18 protein-coding genes and 4 pseudogenes are annotated in these 15,545 nt (G+C 68.2%); 12 read left to right on the forward strand and 10 right to left on the reverse strand.

What is annotated here, in order from left to right; all coding sequences use genetic code 11:
* Nucleotides 1-505 precede the first annotated feature (505 nt).
* The 5 genes from ACWDZ4_RS22030 to ACWDZ4_RS22050 all read left to right on the forward strand — a co-directional run bounded on the left by ACWDZ4_RS22030 (nucleotide 506) and on the right by ACWDZ4_RS22050 (nucleotide 4,343).
* Complete coding sequence (locus tag ACWDZ4_RS22030) at nucleotides 506-772, forward strand: hypothetical protein (protein ID WP_451510101.1); 267 nt, start codon at nucleotides 506-508, stop codon at nucleotides 770-772.
* 92 nt (nucleotides 773-864) lie between these two features.
* Nucleotides 865-1,176 carry a polyhydroxyalkanoate synthesis regulator DNA-binding domain-containing protein gene (locus ACWDZ4_RS22035; RefSeq protein ID WP_451510102.1) on the forward strand — a complete coding sequence of 104 codons (312 nt, stop codon included), beginning with the start codon at nucleotides 865-867 and terminating at the stop codon, nucleotides 1,174-1,176.
* 234 nt (nucleotides 1,177-1,410) lie between these two features.
* Nucleotides 1,411-2,928: an ABC1 kinase family protein gene (locus tag ACWDZ4_RS22040; protein ID WP_451510103.1), complete on the forward strand. Its 1,518-nt coding sequence runs from the start codon at nucleotides 1,411-1,413 to the stop codon at nucleotides 2,926-2,928.
* Between the two features lie 105 nt (nucleotides 2,929-3,033).
* Nucleotides 3,034-3,204 (forward strand): hypothetical protein, encoded by a 171-nt coding sequence (locus ACWDZ4_RS22045; RefSeq protein ID WP_451510104.1) that lies wholly within the window; start codon nucleotides 3,034-3,036, stop codon nucleotides 3,202-3,204.
* A 674-nt stretch (nucleotides 3,205-3,878) separates the two neighbouring features.
* On the forward strand, nucleotides 3,879-4,343 hold the full coding sequence (locus ACWDZ4_RS22050) for a hypothetical protein (RefSeq protein WP_451510105.1): 465 nt from the start codon (nucleotides 3,879-3,881) through the stop codon (nucleotides 4,341-4,343).
* Nucleotides 4,344-4,352: 9 nt separating this feature from the next.
* Here the strand turns inward: ACWDZ4_RS22050 and ACWDZ4_RS22055 are convergent.
* The 3 genes and pseudogenes from ACWDZ4_RS22055 to ACWDZ4_RS22065 form a co-directional block, all read right to left on the reverse strand.
* Nucleotides 4,353-4,867: pseudogene (locus ACWDZ4_RS22055) on the reverse strand (IS701 family transposase); the annotation flags it as partial.
* 509 nt (nucleotides 4,868-5,376) lie between these two features.
* The gene (locus ACWDZ4_RS22060) at nucleotides 5,377-5,979 is read right to left on the reverse strand and encodes a hypothetical protein (protein WP_451510106.1); all 603 of its coding nucleotides are present in this window, start codon (nucleotides 5,977-5,979) and stop codon (nucleotides 5,377-5,379) included.
* Between the two features lie 228 nt (nucleotides 5,980-6,207).
* Entirely contained in the window at nucleotides 6,208-6,924 is a 717-nt protein-coding gene (locus ACWDZ4_RS22065; protein WP_451510107.1) for a DUF4386 domain-containing protein, read from the reverse strand.
* A 119-nt stretch (nucleotides 6,925-7,043) separates the two neighbouring features.
* On the opposite strand from ACWDZ4_RS22065, the gene ACWDZ4_RS22070 reads away from it, so the two are divergent.
* From ACWDZ4_RS22070 to ACWDZ4_RS22080, 3 genes are all read left to right on the forward strand, one after another.
* Entirely contained in the window at nucleotides 7,044-7,754 is a 711-nt protein-coding gene (locus ACWDZ4_RS22070) for a TetR/AcrR family transcriptional regulator (protein ID WP_451510108.1), read from the forward strand.
* 698 nt (nucleotides 7,755-8,452) lie between these two features.
* Entirely contained in the window at nucleotides 8,453-8,683 is a 231-nt protein-coding gene (locus ACWDZ4_RS22075; protein ID WP_451510109.1) for a hypothetical protein, read from the forward strand.
* A gap of 5 nt (nucleotides 8,684-8,688) precedes the next feature.
* Nucleotides 8,689-9,717, forward strand: coding sequence for a serine hydrolase domain-containing protein (locus tag ACWDZ4_RS22080; RefSeq protein ID WP_451510110.1), 1,029 nt, complete (start codon nucleotides 8,689-8,691; stop codon nucleotides 9,715-9,717).
* Nucleotides 9,718-9,815: 98 nt separating this feature from the next.
* Here the strand turns inward: ACWDZ4_RS22080 and ACWDZ4_RS22085 are convergent.
* Together ACWDZ4_RS22085 and ACWDZ4_RS22090 are read right to left on the reverse strand one after the other, a co-directional pair.
* Nucleotides 9,816-10,265 (reverse strand): annotated as a pseudogene (locus ACWDZ4_RS22085) (helix-turn-helix domain-containing protein); the annotation flags it as partial.
* A gap of 67 nt (nucleotides 10,266-10,332) precedes the next feature.
* Entirely contained in the window at nucleotides 10,333-10,677 is a 345-nt protein-coding gene (locus ACWDZ4_RS22090) for a hypothetical protein (protein WP_451510111.1), read from the reverse strand.
* Between the two features lie 58 nt (nucleotides 10,678-10,735).
* Here ACWDZ4_RS22090 and ACWDZ4_RS22095 point away from each other — a divergent pair, with 58 nt between their 5' ends.
* Nucleotides 10,736-11,044, forward strand: coding sequence for a hypothetical protein (locus ACWDZ4_RS22095; protein ID WP_451510112.1), 309 nt, complete (start codon nucleotides 10,736-10,738; stop codon nucleotides 11,042-11,044).
* A 171-nt stretch (nucleotides 11,045-11,215) separates the two neighbouring features.
* Nucleotides 11,216-11,839: pseudogene (locus ACWDZ4_RS22100) on the forward strand (MerR family transcriptional regulator); the annotation flags it as partial.
* A 22-nt stretch (nucleotides 11,840-11,861) separates the two neighbouring features.
* Here ACWDZ4_RS22100 and ACWDZ4_RS22105 read toward each other — a convergent pair.
* The 4 genes and pseudogenes from ACWDZ4_RS22105 to ACWDZ4_RS22120 all read right to left on the reverse strand — a co-directional run bounded on the left by ACWDZ4_RS22105 (nucleotide 11,862) and on the right by ACWDZ4_RS22120 (nucleotide 13,347).
* A complete protein-coding gene (locus ACWDZ4_RS22105) occupies nucleotides 11,862-12,263 on the reverse strand; it encodes a 3-keto-5-aminohexanoate cleavage protein (protein WP_451510121.1) in 402 nt (133 codons plus the stop codon).
* A pseudogene (locus ACWDZ4_RS22110) lies at nucleotides 12,264-12,605 on the reverse strand (3-keto-5-aminohexanoate cleavage protein); the annotation flags it as partial.
* Nucleotides 12,606-12,636: 31 nt separating this feature from the next.
* The gene (locus ACWDZ4_RS22115; protein ID WP_451510113.1) at nucleotides 12,637-12,915 is read right to left on the reverse strand and encodes a hypothetical protein; all 279 of its coding nucleotides are present in this window, start codon (nucleotides 12,913-12,915) and stop codon (nucleotides 12,637-12,639) included.
* Between the two features lie 162 nt (nucleotides 12,916-13,077).
* Nucleotides 13,078-13,347: a hypothetical protein gene (locus ACWDZ4_RS22120; RefSeq protein WP_451510114.1), complete on the reverse strand. Its 270-nt coding sequence runs from the start codon at nucleotides 13,345-13,347 to the stop codon at nucleotides 13,078-13,080.
* A 70-nt stretch (nucleotides 13,348-13,417) separates the two neighbouring features.
* Between ACWDZ4_RS22120 and ACWDZ4_RS22125 the strand changes: the two genes are divergently transcribed.
* On the forward strand, nucleotides 13,418-13,936 hold the full coding sequence (locus ACWDZ4_RS22125; RefSeq protein ID WP_451510115.1) for a HEAT repeat domain-containing protein: 519 nt from the start codon (nucleotides 13,418-13,420) through the stop codon (nucleotides 13,934-13,936).
* A gap of 606 nt (nucleotides 13,937-14,542) precedes the next feature.
* Nucleotides 14,543-14,830 (forward strand): transposase, encoded by a 288-nt coding sequence (locus ACWDZ4_RS22130; RefSeq protein WP_451510116.1) that lies wholly within the window; start codon nucleotides 14,543-14,545, stop codon nucleotides 14,828-14,830.
* A 217-nt stretch (nucleotides 14,831-15,047) separates the two neighbouring features.
* Here the strand turns inward: ACWDZ4_RS22130 and ACWDZ4_RS22135 are convergent, their stop codons facing one another.
* Complete coding sequence (locus ACWDZ4_RS22135; RefSeq protein ID WP_451510117.1) at nucleotides 15,048-15,299, reverse strand: hypothetical protein; 252 nt, start codon at nucleotides 15,297-15,299, stop codon at nucleotides 15,048-15,050.
* Between the last annotated feature and the right edge of the window lie 246 nt (nucleotides 15,300-15,545).

Consider the following 15,545-nt stretch of genomic DNA (forward strand, 5'->3'; position numbering starts at 1 on the left):
GCCCGCACATACTGCTGAGACATCCGCCGGTAGGACGGGCGGCAACCACCTGCAGAAGGCAACCGGGTGTGCGCGTTCCCGGTGCTTCGAATGCGCTCGGTCCGACATCTTCACCGGGCCCCGCATGCCCAGGTCCGGGCGGAGGTTGCAGCGCGGACTGCCAGGCGCGGGCGTACACGGAGCCGATGGAGGCACTGCCGCCGGGCCGCCCCGGGGGTAGCCGCCGTGCCGCCACCGGTCCCAACGGAGCATTTGGCCGATAATCAGTGCGCTGGTGACACACGGAGGGGAGTGCACTCTCCCTGTGTGATGCGCAGGCCCCCGTACCGGGGGTTGCCCTATGGGCAACGGGCGGGTGATGTTGAAGTACGCGATCGACGGACTCTGCGAGGCCGCCTTGGACGCGGGCAGCCTCACGGTCCACTTCCGTACGGTACGTGGGAGCCCTTGGTCGGTACGCCACCACTGGAAGACCAGTCAGCCGTGAGTGACAGGGAGAGAGCTGATGAGCCAGCGCACCGGCATCACCAAGTTCGTGGGCAACGTCCTGGACGAGGCCAAGGACCTCGCCGACGACGTCCTGGAGCGCGCACGGGACCTGGAGCACGATCTGCGCAACGCCGTGAGCAGGTGCGTGAAGCCGGTCGACGACGCGCCCCGGCCGGCCGCGCCTGTGCCCTCCGACGTACACCTGCACGCGCACGGTGACGCCGGAGCCGCTGGGCACGCCGCTGCGGATGCGGCGGCGCCCACGGAAAGGACCACCGCTTGACCGGCAACGGCCCGTCGCAGCACAGAGGCCGGGCACCTGTGCCGGAGGGAGGCAGCCACCGGCTGCCGGGTGAGCCGGTACGGGAGCGGGAGTTGTACAAGCAAAGCGACGGTGACCTTTACGACAGCCACGAGTGCCGGTGTGTCGGCCTGGAGGAGCTGGGCCAGGAGGTACGGGCCGGATACCTTTTCCGGGCCTACGACCGGGCCACCGGCGACGACTGCACCTTTGATGTCCTGAGCTCGGTTCTCGCCCAGGCCGTGAAGGACCCGGTGGCTGTCCTGCTCGGCGCTCTGGCAGCCACCGGCTTTCAAGCCGGGCCAGCCGGACTCACCCCGCGTCCACCTGCCCCGGCCCACCACCTCCCCGTGCCGGGAACGGCTTCTGCCGACCGACGCGTCTGAGACGATCCCGCTCCTGCCGTCCGAAGCGCCCCGCTCCTGAGCCGCTCGCTCCCGCCGGAGCCACGGACAACGGCCCGGGCACCGTGGTGCACATGTCACTGCCTGGAGGAGCGTCCCGAACCCGCGCAACGAAACCAGCGCCGCGGGTCAGGAACGGTCATGTCATCCCTGCGGCCGAAGGTTTCCGTCCCGCTCATGGGCTGTACCGCAGCCCCCTCCCGTCAGGAGCCGCCCATGGGCCATGGCCGCCGTGCGCGCCAGGTCACCAAGGAACTCTCCCTTCTGGCCCGGCAGGAGATCAGACGGAGCATCCGCCGCCAGCTCGACGACATCGACGGTGAAACCCCGCAGGGAGCCGCAGAGCGGGCGCAGGCGGTGCGCCAGACCTTGGAAGGGCTGGGGCCGTTCTACATCAAGGTCGGTCAAATCCTTTCCACCCGCCCCGACTTCGTCTCGCCCTCCATGGTCGGTGAGCTGCAAAAGCTCCACGATCAGGTGACAGTTGCCCCGTTCGCGGACTTCGAGCCGGTCCTGAAAGCCGACCTCGGCATTCACTGGACCTCGCGTTTCAAGGACATCGACACCGACACCCCGTTGGGGGCGGCGTCCCTGGCCCAGGTCTACCGAGCGGTCCTGAGCGACGGCACCCCCGCCGCGGTGAAGATCCAGCGGCCCGGGGTGCGGAGCGTGGTCGAAGCAGACATGGCGCTCCTGCGCAGGCTGGCCCGATTCGCCGGTCGGCGGGCCCCGCGGTTCAACGCCGTCGTGGACATCGACGCCATGCTCAAGGTCATCTTCGATGCGATGCGACCCGAGCTGGACTTCTCCCTGGAAGCCGCGCACATGAGAATGGCGTTGACCCTGGCTGCGGACTTCCAGCACATCACCGTCCCCAGAGTGTTTTCCGCGACATCGCGGGTGCTGGTCCAGAGCTTGGCTCCGGGCTGTTCCATCCGCGATGCCGACCCGGCGGCCTTCTGCCTCGAGGAACGCACCGAGATCGGACGTGAGCTCTTGGCGTTCATGTACCGGGGCTACTTCACCGACCGGTTCTTCCACGCCGACCCCCACCCCGGCAACGTCTTCGTCCATCCCGGAGAGCCCGCCCACCTCATCGACTGGGGCATGATCGGCCGGATCGACCGGCCCCTGAGCCAGAGCGTCCTGCGGGTGCTGCTGTGCCTGGCGCAGAACGACGGCGCAGGGGTGGCCAAAGCCTGGGTCGAGATGGGGCACGCCACCGCGTGGTCACAGCTGGCGGACTTCCGGGACGACATGGCCGCCCTGGTCCCGCAGGTCGTCACTGCCTCACTGGAGGAGCTCGACTTCGGCGTCACCCTCAGCTCGGTCCTGACGTACTCCACACGGCGCGGCATCAAGACCACCCCTATGGTCTCGGTACTCGCCAAGTCGTTCGCGAACATCGAAGGCTCCATCCGGCACCTGAGCCCCGAACTGTCCATCATCGACGTCTTCCAGGAAGAGCTGCGCAGCATCATTTTCCGCCTGGTCGCAGAGCATCTCTCCGGGCCCCAGGCCGCCCGCTCGCTGCTGGAAGCGCTGGCCGTCGGCGGTCAGGTGCCCCAGCAGCTGCGCAGCATCATCACCGGTGCCGCCGACCGTGAACTGAGCCTCAACATCAACCAGGGCCCCACCCAGAACGGCCTGTACGCCGGCCCCGGAAACACCGGGCGCAAGGCCCTGTTGGCCGCGGGCGCCCTGCTGCTGTGGCACCGCACCCGCGCCCGGTGAACACCGCCCACCCCAATGACAGGCTCCTGCCTCGGGGGGAGACGCCCACCCGCAACCGCCACACCCCCCACCCGCTCTTCGCGCAGCCAAGGCAGGGAGACCATCATGCTGAGCCGTCCCCGCAGCGCCCTGTTCTGGCTGGTCCTGATCATCCTGCTGTACATCATCACCACCGCCCCCGTCGAAATCGCCCACGCCATCGCGGCCCTGTGGCGCGCCATCGACCAGTTCTTCACCTCCCTGAGCATCTTCATCAACACCCTCAAAGCCGCCTGACCGCACACCAGCCCCTGCCGAGGGCGCCAGCCGACGTAGAAAAGGGCATGCCATGCACATACAGTCCGGGCTGCCGAAACTCCTCCTCCTCTGCGCCAGCCTCACCGTCTGCGGGTGCGCTCTGACCGTCCCCGTCCCACAGCCGCAGGCCCCTCCCCCCGTGCGCATCGACGTCCACCTTCCCGACACCCCACCCGTACCGGCCCCGTCACTGCCCCCCTCCCCCGCCCACCAGGCGCACACCCCGACTGCCGCCGATCCGAGCCGGGCTGCCGTAGCCACCCTGCCGCCCCTGACCACGCCGCCCGCACCACCGGCCGCCCACCACGGCACCACACAACCGCCCGCCGGCACGCATACTCCGCCCCCCACCGCGCCCGGCACCACCGCTCCTCCCGCACCCAGCGCCTCCTCCTACGAACCGGGCACCAGCCCAACCGACTCCTCGCCCGCACCACAGGAGACACCCCCGGCGACATGGCCGGAGGTGAGCTGCCCTGGCAGTCGGCCGTTCCCCTGTGGGTGGCGTGATCCCCGCGCGAGGTGCGCCCGGACCGTCCTCGGGGTCGATCACCACCTCGCTGCCCGGGACCTGGACTCGGCCGTCCCGCAGTGGAACCGGGCGGTCTCAAACCTGCCTTACTCGCAGTTCAGGCCCGCCATAGGGGGTGCGCATGATCAGCAAGAGAATCCTGTCGTCCCTCTTCATCGGGGGTGCCACGAGCGGACCGACCATCAAGATACCGCTGTACGCGTTCGGGTCGGACTGGATCGCGAACCTGCTCACGGACGCACACCACAGGAACGCGAACGTGCAGGTCCTCGTGGATCACACGAGCATCGAGACCGACGGCTGGATGGGGAAGTCCGGTGAGCCGGTCAAGAACAAACCCGGTGCGGCCTTCGCCGAGGTTCCGCCCGCAGGCACGACGTACGGGACGTCCTGGTTCAGGGTGCGCACCGAGAACCAGCCGTGTCTGGTTAGTGCTGCAACGGTCTCTGCTCTGGTGGTTGGGCAGTTTCTGGTGGTGTGTGGCCGCGTCGTTTGTAGTGGCTGGCGCGGGCTTGGTGTTGTCGCCTGCGGCGCCGGTGCGACCAGTGCAGGACGTGCTCGACGGGTGGTGGCCGACAGTGGGTGAGGCGGGTGATCAGGCGTCGGATTTCGGGGAGGGTGAGGGGATGAGCTGGGAGGATCCGTTTCTGCTTTGCCGATGTCGAGTGCGCGGGCCCGCAGGACTGTGAGGCAGGCGTGGGCGGCCATGGCGAGGGTGATGTGGCGGTGCCGGCCGGGACAGCGGCGAACCTGGCAGTCGTCCAGCCCGCGTTCCTGCTTCGCAGTCCGGAAGCATTCCTCCACGGTCCAGCGACTGCCTGCGGCGCGGATGAGTTCGTCGAGTGTGGTGTCCGCGGGACAGTAGGCGATGCAGGAGGAGACTTCCTGGGGCCGGCTCACGCTGCGACGCGCGATGACCCAGCGCCGGCGGTCTTCGCGGTGCCAGGGCCGGACCTCGACCCTCGCCCCGTCGTAAACGCGTGGAGCGTGGGCTCCATTGCCGCAGGAACGGCGTTTCCACTTCTGCCGGGGCAGCCCGTTGAACAGGTCGTGGGCCGGGTGGTCCATGGCCCAGCGGGTGACAACGCTGTCATGGCGGGTGGTGGCCACGCCGCGCGAGCGAGCTTCCGGGCGGTCGAGTGCCGGCTGAGCCGGGTGAGGGAGTCGAGGACCTCGAAGTACTCGGTGAACGCCCGGTCGTAGCCGCTGTCGACCCGGTCACCGGTGGCGAGCGTGTGGGCGAGGCTCGCCCGATGCAGCCCGAAGCCCTCCTCCAGGAGGCGGCGGATCTCGGAGAGGTAGAAGTCCACTCTCCGGCTGGCGGCCTCCGCCTCGTAGAAGGCGGCGGTCATCTCCCGCAGCGCCGCCTCCGCCCGTTCGAGCGCCGCTTCCCGGTCCTTCTCGTTCCGCCCCCACGGCCACCGCATGCGCGTACCCCTCCCCTGCGTCTGTGGATCATGACACCAACACAGAGGGGGGAACCGGGTGTTCCAGGCAGCTCGCCCTTCAGGAAGAGGAGCAGCGCGTTCACGAGGACCACTGTCGCCGAGCCCTGAGCACCGCAGGCTTTGTCCCCGGCGATGGCCCGGCCCGGCACACCCTTCCTGACGGGAGGGCCGTCAACTCTGTCTGGTACCAGCCCGGCACGAGCGAAATCTCCCGCTGCACCACCATCCGGCCTGGTCCAAAGGACACATCCTGGTCGCGGTCGTCCTCCGACTCCGGCTGTAGGCGGCCTGGCGGTGAGCGGCTTCGGCGGCGGCTTCCTTCCGGGCGACGTCGTCGGCGTGGCAGCTCCCGCACACGGACAGGTCGCTGGCTTTCCATGCGCCGCCACGCGCCCTGGTCTCTTCCCACCGTTCGTCGGTGAACTTCTCCCCGCACCGCTCGCCTACCGGACGCCGCGCTTCCCGCTCGGCGGCCCGCTGCCGCTTCTCCTTCTCGTCAGCCTGCGCGGGTGCTGTCACGTTGTTGTCGTAGAGGGTGCGCCAGAAGGAGATCTCGCGCTGGTCGGTGCCCTTGAGGGTGCGGCGGAAGAAGCGGCGGTAGTCGGTGAGTCTCTTCGCCAGGGGCGGGCGGGTCTCGGTGCCGTGACCGACCTCGACGAACAGCACCGGCAGCCCGGCCTCCGCGCCTGTCATCAGGACCGCGTCCACGCGCAGGCTGCCCTTGGCGGGGTATTGAACGTTCCCGAGACCGGCAGGACGGCCTCGGTCTCCCATGCGCCGATCGTGCCGGTCCCCGGCGGCCGCGCAGAACGTGGTCAAGGTGGCGGCGGGCTTCGGCGAGCAGGTACCGGCACTGGAACGCGCAGCGCATCACGTAGATGTCGACGGCAGCCAGGGGGACGTCGGCGCCCTGCCGCACCCGCGCCCTCCCCGCCCCGCCGCGCCGCGCCGCGCAGAAGCAGAAGCAGAAGCAGAAGCATGTGCTGATGTTCCGTCACCCGGCTACGGGGTAATGCGCCTCTTCCCTTCGCTGCCCCCGTCGAGGAGGGCAGCCGGTTTGAAGCCCTTGGCTATGAGCCAGATGGCAAGACTTACTTCCCACGCGAACACGGGGATCGCCGCGACCGAACCCGCCACGGAGACCTGCTCGTACAGCCCGAACATCACTCCGGTCGCCGAAGCACAGATCAACGCGCCCCCTACGAGCCCCAATACCGCAATGAACCGTGGGACGAGCCCGGCGCGGTACATCAACCACGCAAGGACCAGGGAGTTCGCTCCCAGGATGAAGTTGGGCCCCATGAGGAACGTCCAGTCATGGATGGCCACCAGGGTCTTGCCGGCTGTGGCGAGCGAGGCGGCATCGCTGTCCGCCGCTCCTTCGAACTCCCTGCGCAGCTTCACGACCGACAGAACGCTGATGATGCCGACGATGATGACGGCGGCTTCGAGAAGGCGGGCGCACACATAGCCCAGCGCGGCCGCCTCGTTCTGCTTCTTGAGGACCGGAAACAGCACGACTCCAGTGCCGACGACGGCCGCCGCCAGAACGATCTCGAACAGTGCGCCGAGGAACACCCGCGTGTCGGCACCGGGACCGAGAACGTACTCCGCGTCCTGCAGAACAGGGCCGTACAGCACGAGCCCGCCGATCGCGGCTACCTCGGTGACAAGGAAGAACGCACCTGCGGCGACCGCGGTTCTTCTGGTTGATACCACCAGGACCCACCCCCATAGAATGGTGTACGGCGTACACCGAAGGCTCACGGTAGGTGTACGACGTACACTCGTCAAGCCGAGGCGCTGATACGACGCATCACGAGAGAGCTGGTGTAGATATGGCTCAGCAGACGGAGGCAGCGCGCCGAACCCCTCTGACCAGGGAACGGGTGCTGCGGGCGGCTGTTGCGCTCGCCGATGACATCGGGATCGAAGCGCTGAGCATGCGCAAGCTCGCGAAGGAGCTGGGCGTGGTGCCGATGGCGCTCTACAAGCACGTCTCGAACAAGGAGCAACTCCTGGACGGCATGGTTGATGTCGTCGTGGGCGAGATCGATCCACCGGCCCCGGGATCCGGCTGGAAGAGCGCGGTACGCCACAGGATCCTCTCGGCGCGACGCGCTCTCCTCGGACATCCTTGGGCGGCCCAAGTGATCCAGTCGCGAAGCAGCCCGACACCGGTCGTGCTTGCGTACATGGACTCTGTGATCGGCATGTTCCGAACCGGTGGCTTCTCCGTCGATCTGACGCACCATGTGATGCACGCTCTGGGCAGCCGCATGATGGGCATCACGCAGGAGCTGTTCGACGCTTCGCCCGCCCCCGACCCGCGAGCGCAGACGGCCGCCTCCCAGGAGGACGCCGGGGAGTACCCGTACGTGATGGAGCTGGCCGGCGCGGTGGCTCATGACGAGGGGTCCGTGGTGGGTCAGGGCTGTGACGATCAGTTCGAGTTCGAGTTCGCGCTGGATCTCCTCCTGGACGGGTTCGAGAGACTGCGGCAGCAGGGGTGGTCTTCCGTCGGCCACTCGAGGGGCAAGACCCTATGACGTTGGGCACGCTGAGGGTTCTGGCCGCGAAGTGGACTCCGCCTTCCGGCACCGCAACATCAAACTCCGCTACCTGTGCACCCGACTGATCACCGACCTCACCGGCCAGCCCCCACCGCACCCGAACTACGCCCCCCGTCCGAGCTTGTCCTGGCTCCGGTGCAGAACGTGCCCCGACTCGCTGTCGGAACGTCCAGCCATGGCGGCCCCGCCGATCTCGACAGGGGGGCGCGGTAGGTCACCGTCGGCAGGCCCTTCGCCCACTGGTGGGAGATCCGCTCGGGGTCGATGAACACGGCGCGGGCTCCGTGGCGCAGGAGCTGGGCGGCGTGGGTGCGCAGGAGGGTCGTGATGCCGCCGGTGCCGACCAGGACATGCGGCGATTCGCTGTCCAGGTCCGGCCCTGAGGGACATCGGTACAGCCGTTGCGCTGGGAACGATCACGGTCGGCCAGTACAGCAATCGCCCCGGGGCAGGGGTTCGCCGAAAGATCGTCCGTCACGGGAGGGGCGCCTGACTGCGGTCCGCTTCATGCCGGTGGCCGGTACTCGCGCAGGGTGATTGCGCGAGCATGACGATGGCTGAGGATGAAGACCTCGCGCGCCCTCCGGCTCCTCCGATTGCGACAACTCTCGGCACCTCACCCATGTCGTCAACTTAGATTGACGATCGAGAGGGATGTCAACTAAGGTTGACGCATGACTGAAGTTGATATTTCGTCGATCACCGAGAACACCGATCCCGTCGAAGCACTGCGCGAGGCAGCCGCGTTGCGCCACCGCCTGGAAGGACAGGAAGAGGTTCTCGTGCACCGGGCGCGGGTGGCAGGGACAACGTGGACGCAGATCGCCGAGGCGCTGGGGGTCTCAAAGCAGGCCGTACACAAGAAGTACGGCGGCCGACGCCTGTTCGGCCGGACGGAGGTCTGACGATCATGACCTCGCTCCTCGATGATCTGGTACGACGAACAGCGGAGCGGCTCGGCGCCCGGCAGCGTGGGGTCGTCGTGGTGGGTGCCGTCCGGGGCGGGCAGTCCGCACTGCACGGCGCAGACCCGGGCACGCTGTTCGAGATCGGTTCCGTCACCAAGACGTTCACCGCTCTGGCCCTGGCCCAGCTCGCCGTGCGTGGCGCCGTGGGGCTGGACCAACCGCTTCGCGACCTGCTACCCCGCGACATCACGGCTCCGGAACGCGGCGGTGAGGTCATCAAGCTGGCTCACCTGGCCTGCCACACTTCCGGCCTGCCCCGGCTGCCCAAAGGCTTTCTGCCGCGAGGCCTGTTCCGATCGGACCCCTACGCCGGCTGCACGGGCGAGCTCCTGATGGACGGATTGCGGCGCACCCGTTTGCGGTCGGTGCCCGGTACTCTCTTCCGCTACTCCAACTTCGGCGCCGGCCTGCTCGGGCTCGCCCTGGCACGCCACACCGGCACCGACTACGACTCGCTTATTCAGGCCGAGATCTGCCGGCCCCTCGGCATGACCGACACCCACGTGGTTCTCGACCCCGGACGCACCGCACGACTGGCCGCCGGCCACTCCCGCACCGGCCGCCCCCGCCCACCCTGGCACTTGGCCGCCCTCGCCGGCGCCGGCGGCCTGCACTCCACCGTGCCCGACCTGCTCACGCTGGCCCGGGCCCAGATCGGCCCCGCACCCGAAGAACTCACCGAAGCCATCGCTCTCACCCACACCACCGCCCACCGCATCAACGCCGGAGCCGTCATCCATCCCGGCTGGATCTCGGCCGACCTGCCCCGCAGCCAGCACCGGATCCTGTTCCACAACGGCGGCACCGGCGGCTACCGCAGCCTGCTGGCCATAGCCCCCGAACACCGAGCCGCAGTCGTCATCCTCAACGCCAACACCCGACCCGTGGACCGTCCCGGCCTCAACCTGCTCGCACAGATCATCGGCTCCGGACCCGGTCCGGACCCCGTCCCGGCCGCCACCGGCGCCTGACCGGGGCGGCCCGCACCGACAGGTGCGGCGCAGCCCCCGCTGGCGAACCCGCTGTTCGGACAAGTACGCGATTTGCTGCCTCCGCGCCTGCAACGACAGCTCATCCTGTGCGGCTTCGGGTGAGGCCGACGTGACTTGGCACGGGCCTGTGCCGCGTAGGGGCGGTACTGGCCCGTGACGGGATGCCGGTTGCGGCGTATCTCGTGGCTGATGGTCGAGGGACTCCGCCTCAGGTCCGCCGCGGTCTTCCGGACCGTGCTCTTCTCCCGCACCCTGTCTGCGATGTAGAGCCGCTCCTCCTGTGCCAGGCACCGAGACGACGAAACGACCCGGCTTGCCCGCACCCTGTGCGCTGGCAAGCCGGGTCTGTTCTTCGCCGGAGCTGTTCCGTTGCGCCATCGCTTGCCGCTCCGTCGGCTGATGCCGACGATCCGGCACGCTTCCCGGCTGCTCACACCTTGATCCACGGGCCGGAAGTATTCCTCCCGCTCACGGTGCAGCTTCCGGCGGCCTTGTTCCTTGCGGCTCTCACGGATCTTGAAGTCCATCGCATCCCCTGAGCTGGGGTACTGCGACGACCACCAGGGCGGAAGTTCAACCGAGGCAGGGCCTTCTTCACTTGCGGGTCAGGCCGTGGCTTCGGCAAGGGCCCTCGACAGCGGCCGTAACGATGTGCTGCTGCTCGATGTCGGTGTGGCGCTCCTGGAGGTGGTCCAAGGCGATGGAGTCGGTGGCCAGGGTGGTCAGCAGCTCCCGGATGTACTGCTCGCCCGCATGGAATCCCGCGTGGTAGCGGCAGATGTTCTGCGCTTCGGAGCAGGCTGCGCGGTCTTCCCGGTCGGTGTGGTTCTTGAGTGCGGGGAGCAGTTCGAGGAAGGCGTCGACGACGGCTTGGTCTCGAGGGAGAGGGCGCCGGGGGCGTGGCCGCAGCGGCGGAACATGCGACGGATCATCGGGCAATCTCCTGCTCGGGGCTCGTGGTGCGGGTGCCGGCGGGCGTCTTGAGCACGCGCGGCAGATGGACGTGAAGGTGCTCGACTTCGCGGCCGCGTCGGCGAAGTTCTCGGGCAAGGAGTTCCGTAAGACCGCTTGCACGGTGCCGGCCTCCTGTTCTCTCGCCTATTCCGAGCTGTTGCGGCCAACGCCACCTGAGGTCGGCGTACGCCCGAAGGAGGCCAGTGAGGTACAGCGATACGTCCCCCACCTGAAGGCAGTCGTGTGCAGGGTTGGAGAGCCGGGGCCGCCCGACTCCTCAGAGTGTGTGTTCCGGCTCTGCGTTGTGGGGGCCGTGCCGCTCTTTGCAGGCACGCTCGGCTCCGCCCGGTGAGATATCGAGGCCCGTCGGTGGACCGGCGTCCTCGACTGATCACTCAGTTCCCCAGCGAGTGGGAGACCATCGGCCCGAGCCGGACAGGACCTGTGGTTGACCTTCACCTTGGGGGAGGCCACAGCATCGGTGGGGCCGGGTGATGTGCTCGGCATGAGGAGGAGAGCGGGCATGGGGTTGCTGACCACCGGGGCGTTCGCGAAGGCGTCCCGGCTGTCGCCGAAGGCGCTGCGTCTTTACGACGAGCTCGGTCTGCTGCCCCCCGCTCGGGTCGACCCGGTGACCGGCTACCGCCTTTACGCACCGGAACAACTGGACCGGGCCCGACTGGTCGTCTGGCTCCGCCGCCTGGGGATGCCCCTCGCCCGCATCCAGCACATACGCACGCTGGAGGCAGGCCCGGCGTCCCAGGAGATCCGTACGTTCTGGGCCCAGGTCGAGGCCGACACCGCCGCACGGCGGGACCTGGCCACCTTCCTCATCGACCACCTGTCCTGGAAGGCCCCTGCCATGACCCCGACCGCCCACCCCCTCGGCATCCGCTACACCGCATTGTCCGACACGGGCCTGGTCCGCGAGAGCAACCAGGACACTGCCTACGCTGGATCCCGCCTGCTCGCCGTCGCCGACGGCTACGGAGCCGGAGGAACCAGGGCCAGCGCAGCCGCTGTCGGCGCACTCAAGCGCCTGGAAACCGACAGCATCCCCGCAGGCAGTCTCCTCAACGTCCTCGAAAACGCCGTCGACCAAGCCAAGCAAGCCGTGCACGGCGTCGCCGGGACCGGCTCTTCACCTGGTATTGGCACTGTCTGAACGCCTACTGGATGATTCCGCGTGCGGCGTGGATGAGGTCGGCATTGGTCTCGGCGGTCGTTCCGTCCGGTAGCTGGAGCACGTCTTCCAGGCCGATCCTCATGTCCAGTTGAAGAGAAGCGGCCATCTGCAGGACGGCCCAGGCGGCGTTGTCTTCGCCGTGGAGGAGGATCGACGCTTTCGTGGCGGAGCGGAGTTCTTGCAGAAGTCCAGTTGCTGCCTGGATCGCGGTCTGCGGGCTGGTGTCTGTGATCTCGGCCAGGATGCGCAAGACGCGGTGGGAGTCGGGCCAGCTGAGGAAGCGCTGTGCTGCTTGTGTCCCCGAGTAGATGCCCGCTTCGATACCGATGTCCCGGTCCAGCAGGGTGGTGGCGACTGTGGCGGCGCCATCCTCGTGCCAGTTCACGGAAGCGTGATCAGGGAGCACTGTCCAGGAACGGATCTGCGAAGCGCGCTCTGCAGGGTCTGGTGTGGTCCAGGCCCCGGTGGTGACGCCGACGGGGATGCCCGGGGCGACAGCCCGCACGGCTGTGAGGGCCGCGGCGACGGCAGAGGGCTCGAGAGTGTCCTCACCGTCGCGGTTCTTGGGGTGGAGGTGGATGTCCTGGGCGCCGGCGGCAACGGCCGTGCGGGCTGCCGTCGCCAGTTGCTGTGGGGTCACGGGGAGGTGAGCGCATTGGGCGGGGACTCTGGCACCGTTCAGACAAACTTGCAGCATGGGCGTGATCTTCTCAGGTGGGTCTGACATGCAGAGACCCTCTCGTGGGCGACGTGGATGTTCACTCCAGCGCGGTGCCGCGACGGCTGACCTCGGCCGCGTATGTGGCCCAGTCGCCCGCGGAGAGTCGTTGCCAGGCGACGGCGACGGCGACGTCGGTGTCGATGCCCAGGGTGTGGGCGAGGATCGCGGCCGGGATCGCGGTGGCGAGTTGGAAGAGAGCGATGCTGTGGGCCTGATTGGGCCGGATCCCGAGCTGGTTCAGCCGCTGGGTCAGTTGCGTGGTACTGATCGGCCGCCCGGGCTGGTCGCCGGAGAAGAGCCACGGAGACGGAGCCAAGGTCCCGGTGGTCGCGTGGCCCTTGCGGTTCGCGGTGACCGTTAGCGCGCACAGCGGTATCTAGCTGCGCCGGCCGTCCTCGTCTTCACCGGTGAGCCGGGTGGTGTCCCGGCTCACGATGAACAGCAGGCCGGGCACGTCCCCGGTGCCGGGCCGCCGGGATCACATCTGTCTGGCTTCAGCGAGGAGCCAAGGTTCTCCGGCGAGGCTGCCTTCGCATACGAGGCGGTAGGCGACCGGTTCGGGGAACAGGTCGGAGGTGATGAGGTCGCAGACGAGGGTGTCGATGACCTGCTCGGCGTACTGGGGGCCAGTGAAGAGATCAAGGGAAAGGGAGGCTGGCTCTGTTCGCGAGAACGGGAGTCGTTTGTCGATGAGCTCAGAAGGCGCCCTACTGGCGGCCCGACCCATGTTCACGAGTTCAGGAGGCACCCACCGAGAATGATCTTGCTAGGGTCCAGCCAAGATCTGGGATGTTTAACGCATGGGAGGTGGTCAAGCGATGACCCCCGAGGAGCAGGAACTGATCATGGGCCTGGCGGTCGGACTGGGTGATGGTCCGACGCGCACGCTCGACGAGGTGCTCGCCCACTTCGGCGAGTCCGACGGCGAGGCCCTGGCGCTGAGGCTGCTCTGGGACGCCATGGAGCGCCAGGACGCCGACGACGTCGAGATGGCGCTGATTCTCCATGCCGCCGCTGGCGCCTCGGTCGAGGAGTTCCTGGATGCGTTGACCGAGTTATTCCCCGCCGACTGGCACAGGGACCACGAGGACATCGTCAGGATGCTGGGCCGCCTCCGCTCGCCCCGTACGGTACCGACGCTGGCCCTGGCGACCCACTGGGTTCCCGAGCACCTGGACTGGGACGAGAACCGGGCGCTCGCGGTGAAGGCGATCTGGGCTCTCGGCGCCATTCCCGGCCCGGAGGCCCGGGACGCCCTCGAAGGCTTGCGCGACAACGAGAACGAGATCATCCGCGAGAACGCGCTGAATCAGCTCGCACGTCGCGGCGAACTCTGACCGCGGAGTCGTAGCCGCTCACCCGGAACGCCCGGCCGCGTTTCCTCAGCCAGGCGTTCCGCCCAAGATCAATCGCACCAGGACTTCCTGTACCTCAGCTACTCACGGGATGTCACACAAACCACCCGCCGGGCCGTGAGTGACTCCCAAACTCATCGACATTGATCAAGGAACCGGCCCACGCGGTGACTCCCGAAGCCGTCGACAGACGACTTCCGTTCTCGTGTACAAAGCCAGGGAGGCCGATTGCATGGGGTGTCCCTACTCGGGCAGGCTGTGGGGGCCCCGGGGTGGCTGGCTGGCAATCGTGCTGGTGACGGAACAGCCCATCCCGGGGCATTGCCGTGGGGCTTCAGGCGTGCTCGTGCTTGCGACGGGAGTTGAGCCTCACCCTGCTCCGGCCTGAAACGCAAAAAGGCCTGTACTCCCCCGCAGTGCTTCGCGAGGAAGTGCAGGCCTTCGTGTTGGACGGGCTCAGAAGGCCGTCGCGCTGTTACGGGCGGTGGATCGGGCGGGGCGGCGCAGTCCGGGGATCTTCTGCTTCCATGGCTTCTTGCCGCGTGTACGGGTCACGGCCGGAGGTGGGGCAGTTGCTGGAGCACCTGCGTGACCAGGTGGGCCGACGGCGGCTACGACGGCGGCCTCGTCGACCGGTGCCGGGACGAAATCGCCCTGACCTTGGAGATCGTCAAGCGCACCGACGACATGACGGGGTTCGTGGTGCTCCCCAGACGCTGGGTGGCAGAGCGCACGTTCGCGTGGTTGATGAACTCCCGCCGTCTGGCCCGGGACTACGAGACGCTGCCGGCCGGCAGCGAGGCGGTGATCCGGTGGTCGATGGTCACGCGGATGAGCCGGCGTCCGGCACGGCCGCAGGCCGCCGGCCGGTACTGAACATCCCCGACGCCTCCAGAAGGAGCCACCCGCGTTCCGCCAGGCGCCTGGCCTTCGAACGCACCCCCTCGACCTTCGTCGGCGTCGTCCCAAGACCCAGCTCCGCCGCGATCTCCTTGGCCTTCACCGGTCCCTCGCCCGCGGACCGCCGCTCCTCCAGCACGCCCACCATCCGCTGGCAGTCGGGCGCGAGCATGGTCACCGGCAGCCCGTCCTGTCAGGGCGGCACCACCGATCCCGGCACCGGTGAGGGCACCGTTTCCTGATCCACCCCGGTCACGGCAGTCGTCCCGGCGGCGGACACGGCCAGGGCCTCGACCAGCTCCTCCCGCGCGATCACCCGCCGGTCCAGCTCGATCTCCGCGGCCTCCAACACCTCAGCCAACCGAGCGGCTTCCTCCCGCAGCCCCTCCTCCCGCACCCGGGCAGTCGCCTCCCACTCCTCCAGCATTCCCAGCACCGATACCACCGCGCACCCCTCGGTCGTGAAGCGGACACAAGACTCCGCATGCCTCCCTCACTCCGAGCGAAACCATGCCTGACCAGCGGAAGCCAAGGGATCACGTTCGGTTGAGATACGGCTTCTCATGCCTTACCGTGCACGAGGTCGTAACGAGCTCGTGCATGGTTGGCGGTGGCGCGTCGGCGCCTTGATCGTTGATCATGGTCTGTGTGGTGGGGAACCGGGCACGTGCAGCAATCATCCAGAGCCAGC

The organism is Streptomyces sp. NPDC003016 (genome assembly GCF_053591455.1).

What these genes read in the sequence shown, in the direction of transcription:
- ACWDZ4_RS22125 (WP_451510115.1), top strand. Translation starts at nt 13,418, where the DNA reads ATGACCCCCGAGGAGCAGGAACTGATCATGGGCCTGGCGGTCGGACTG.
- ACWDZ4_RS22030 (WP_451510101.1), top strand. Translation starts at nt 506, where the DNA reads ATGAGCCAGCGCACCGGCATCACCAAGTTCGTGGGCAACGTCCTGGAC.
- ACWDZ4_RS22095 (WP_451510112.1), top strand. Translation starts at nt 10,736, where the DNA reads ATGGACGTGAAGGTGCTCGACTTCGCGGCCGCGTCGGCGAAGTTCTCG.
- ACWDZ4_RS22050 (WP_451510105.1), top strand. Translation starts at nt 3,879, where the DNA reads ATGATCAGCAAGAGAATCCTGTCGTCCCTCTTCATCGGGGGTGCCACG.
- ACWDZ4_RS22040 (WP_451510103.1), top strand. Translation starts at nt 1,411, where the DNA reads ATGGGCCATGGCCGCCGTGCGCGCCAGGTCACCAAGGAACTCTCCCTT.
- ACWDZ4_RS22070 (WP_451510108.1), top strand. Translation starts at nt 7,044, where the DNA reads ATGGCTCAGCAGACGGAGGCAGCGCGCCGAACCCCTCTGACCAGGGAA.
- ACWDZ4_RS22080 (WP_451510110.1), top strand. Translation starts at nt 8,689, where the DNA reads ATGACCTCGCTCCTCGATGATCTGGTACGACGAACAGCGGAGCGGCTC.
- ACWDZ4_RS22075 (WP_451510109.1), top strand. Translation starts at nt 8,453, where the DNA reads ATGACTGAAGTTGATATTTCGTCGATCACCGAGAACACCGATCCCGTC.
- ACWDZ4_RS22045 (WP_451510104.1), top strand. Translation starts at nt 3,034, where the DNA reads ATGCTGAGCCGTCCCCGCAGCGCCCTGTTCTGGCTGGTCCTGATCATC.
- ACWDZ4_RS22060 (WP_451510106.1), bottom strand. Translation starts at nt 5,979, where the DNA reads ATGGGAGACCGAGGCCGTCCTGCCGGTCTCGGGAACGTTCAATACCCC.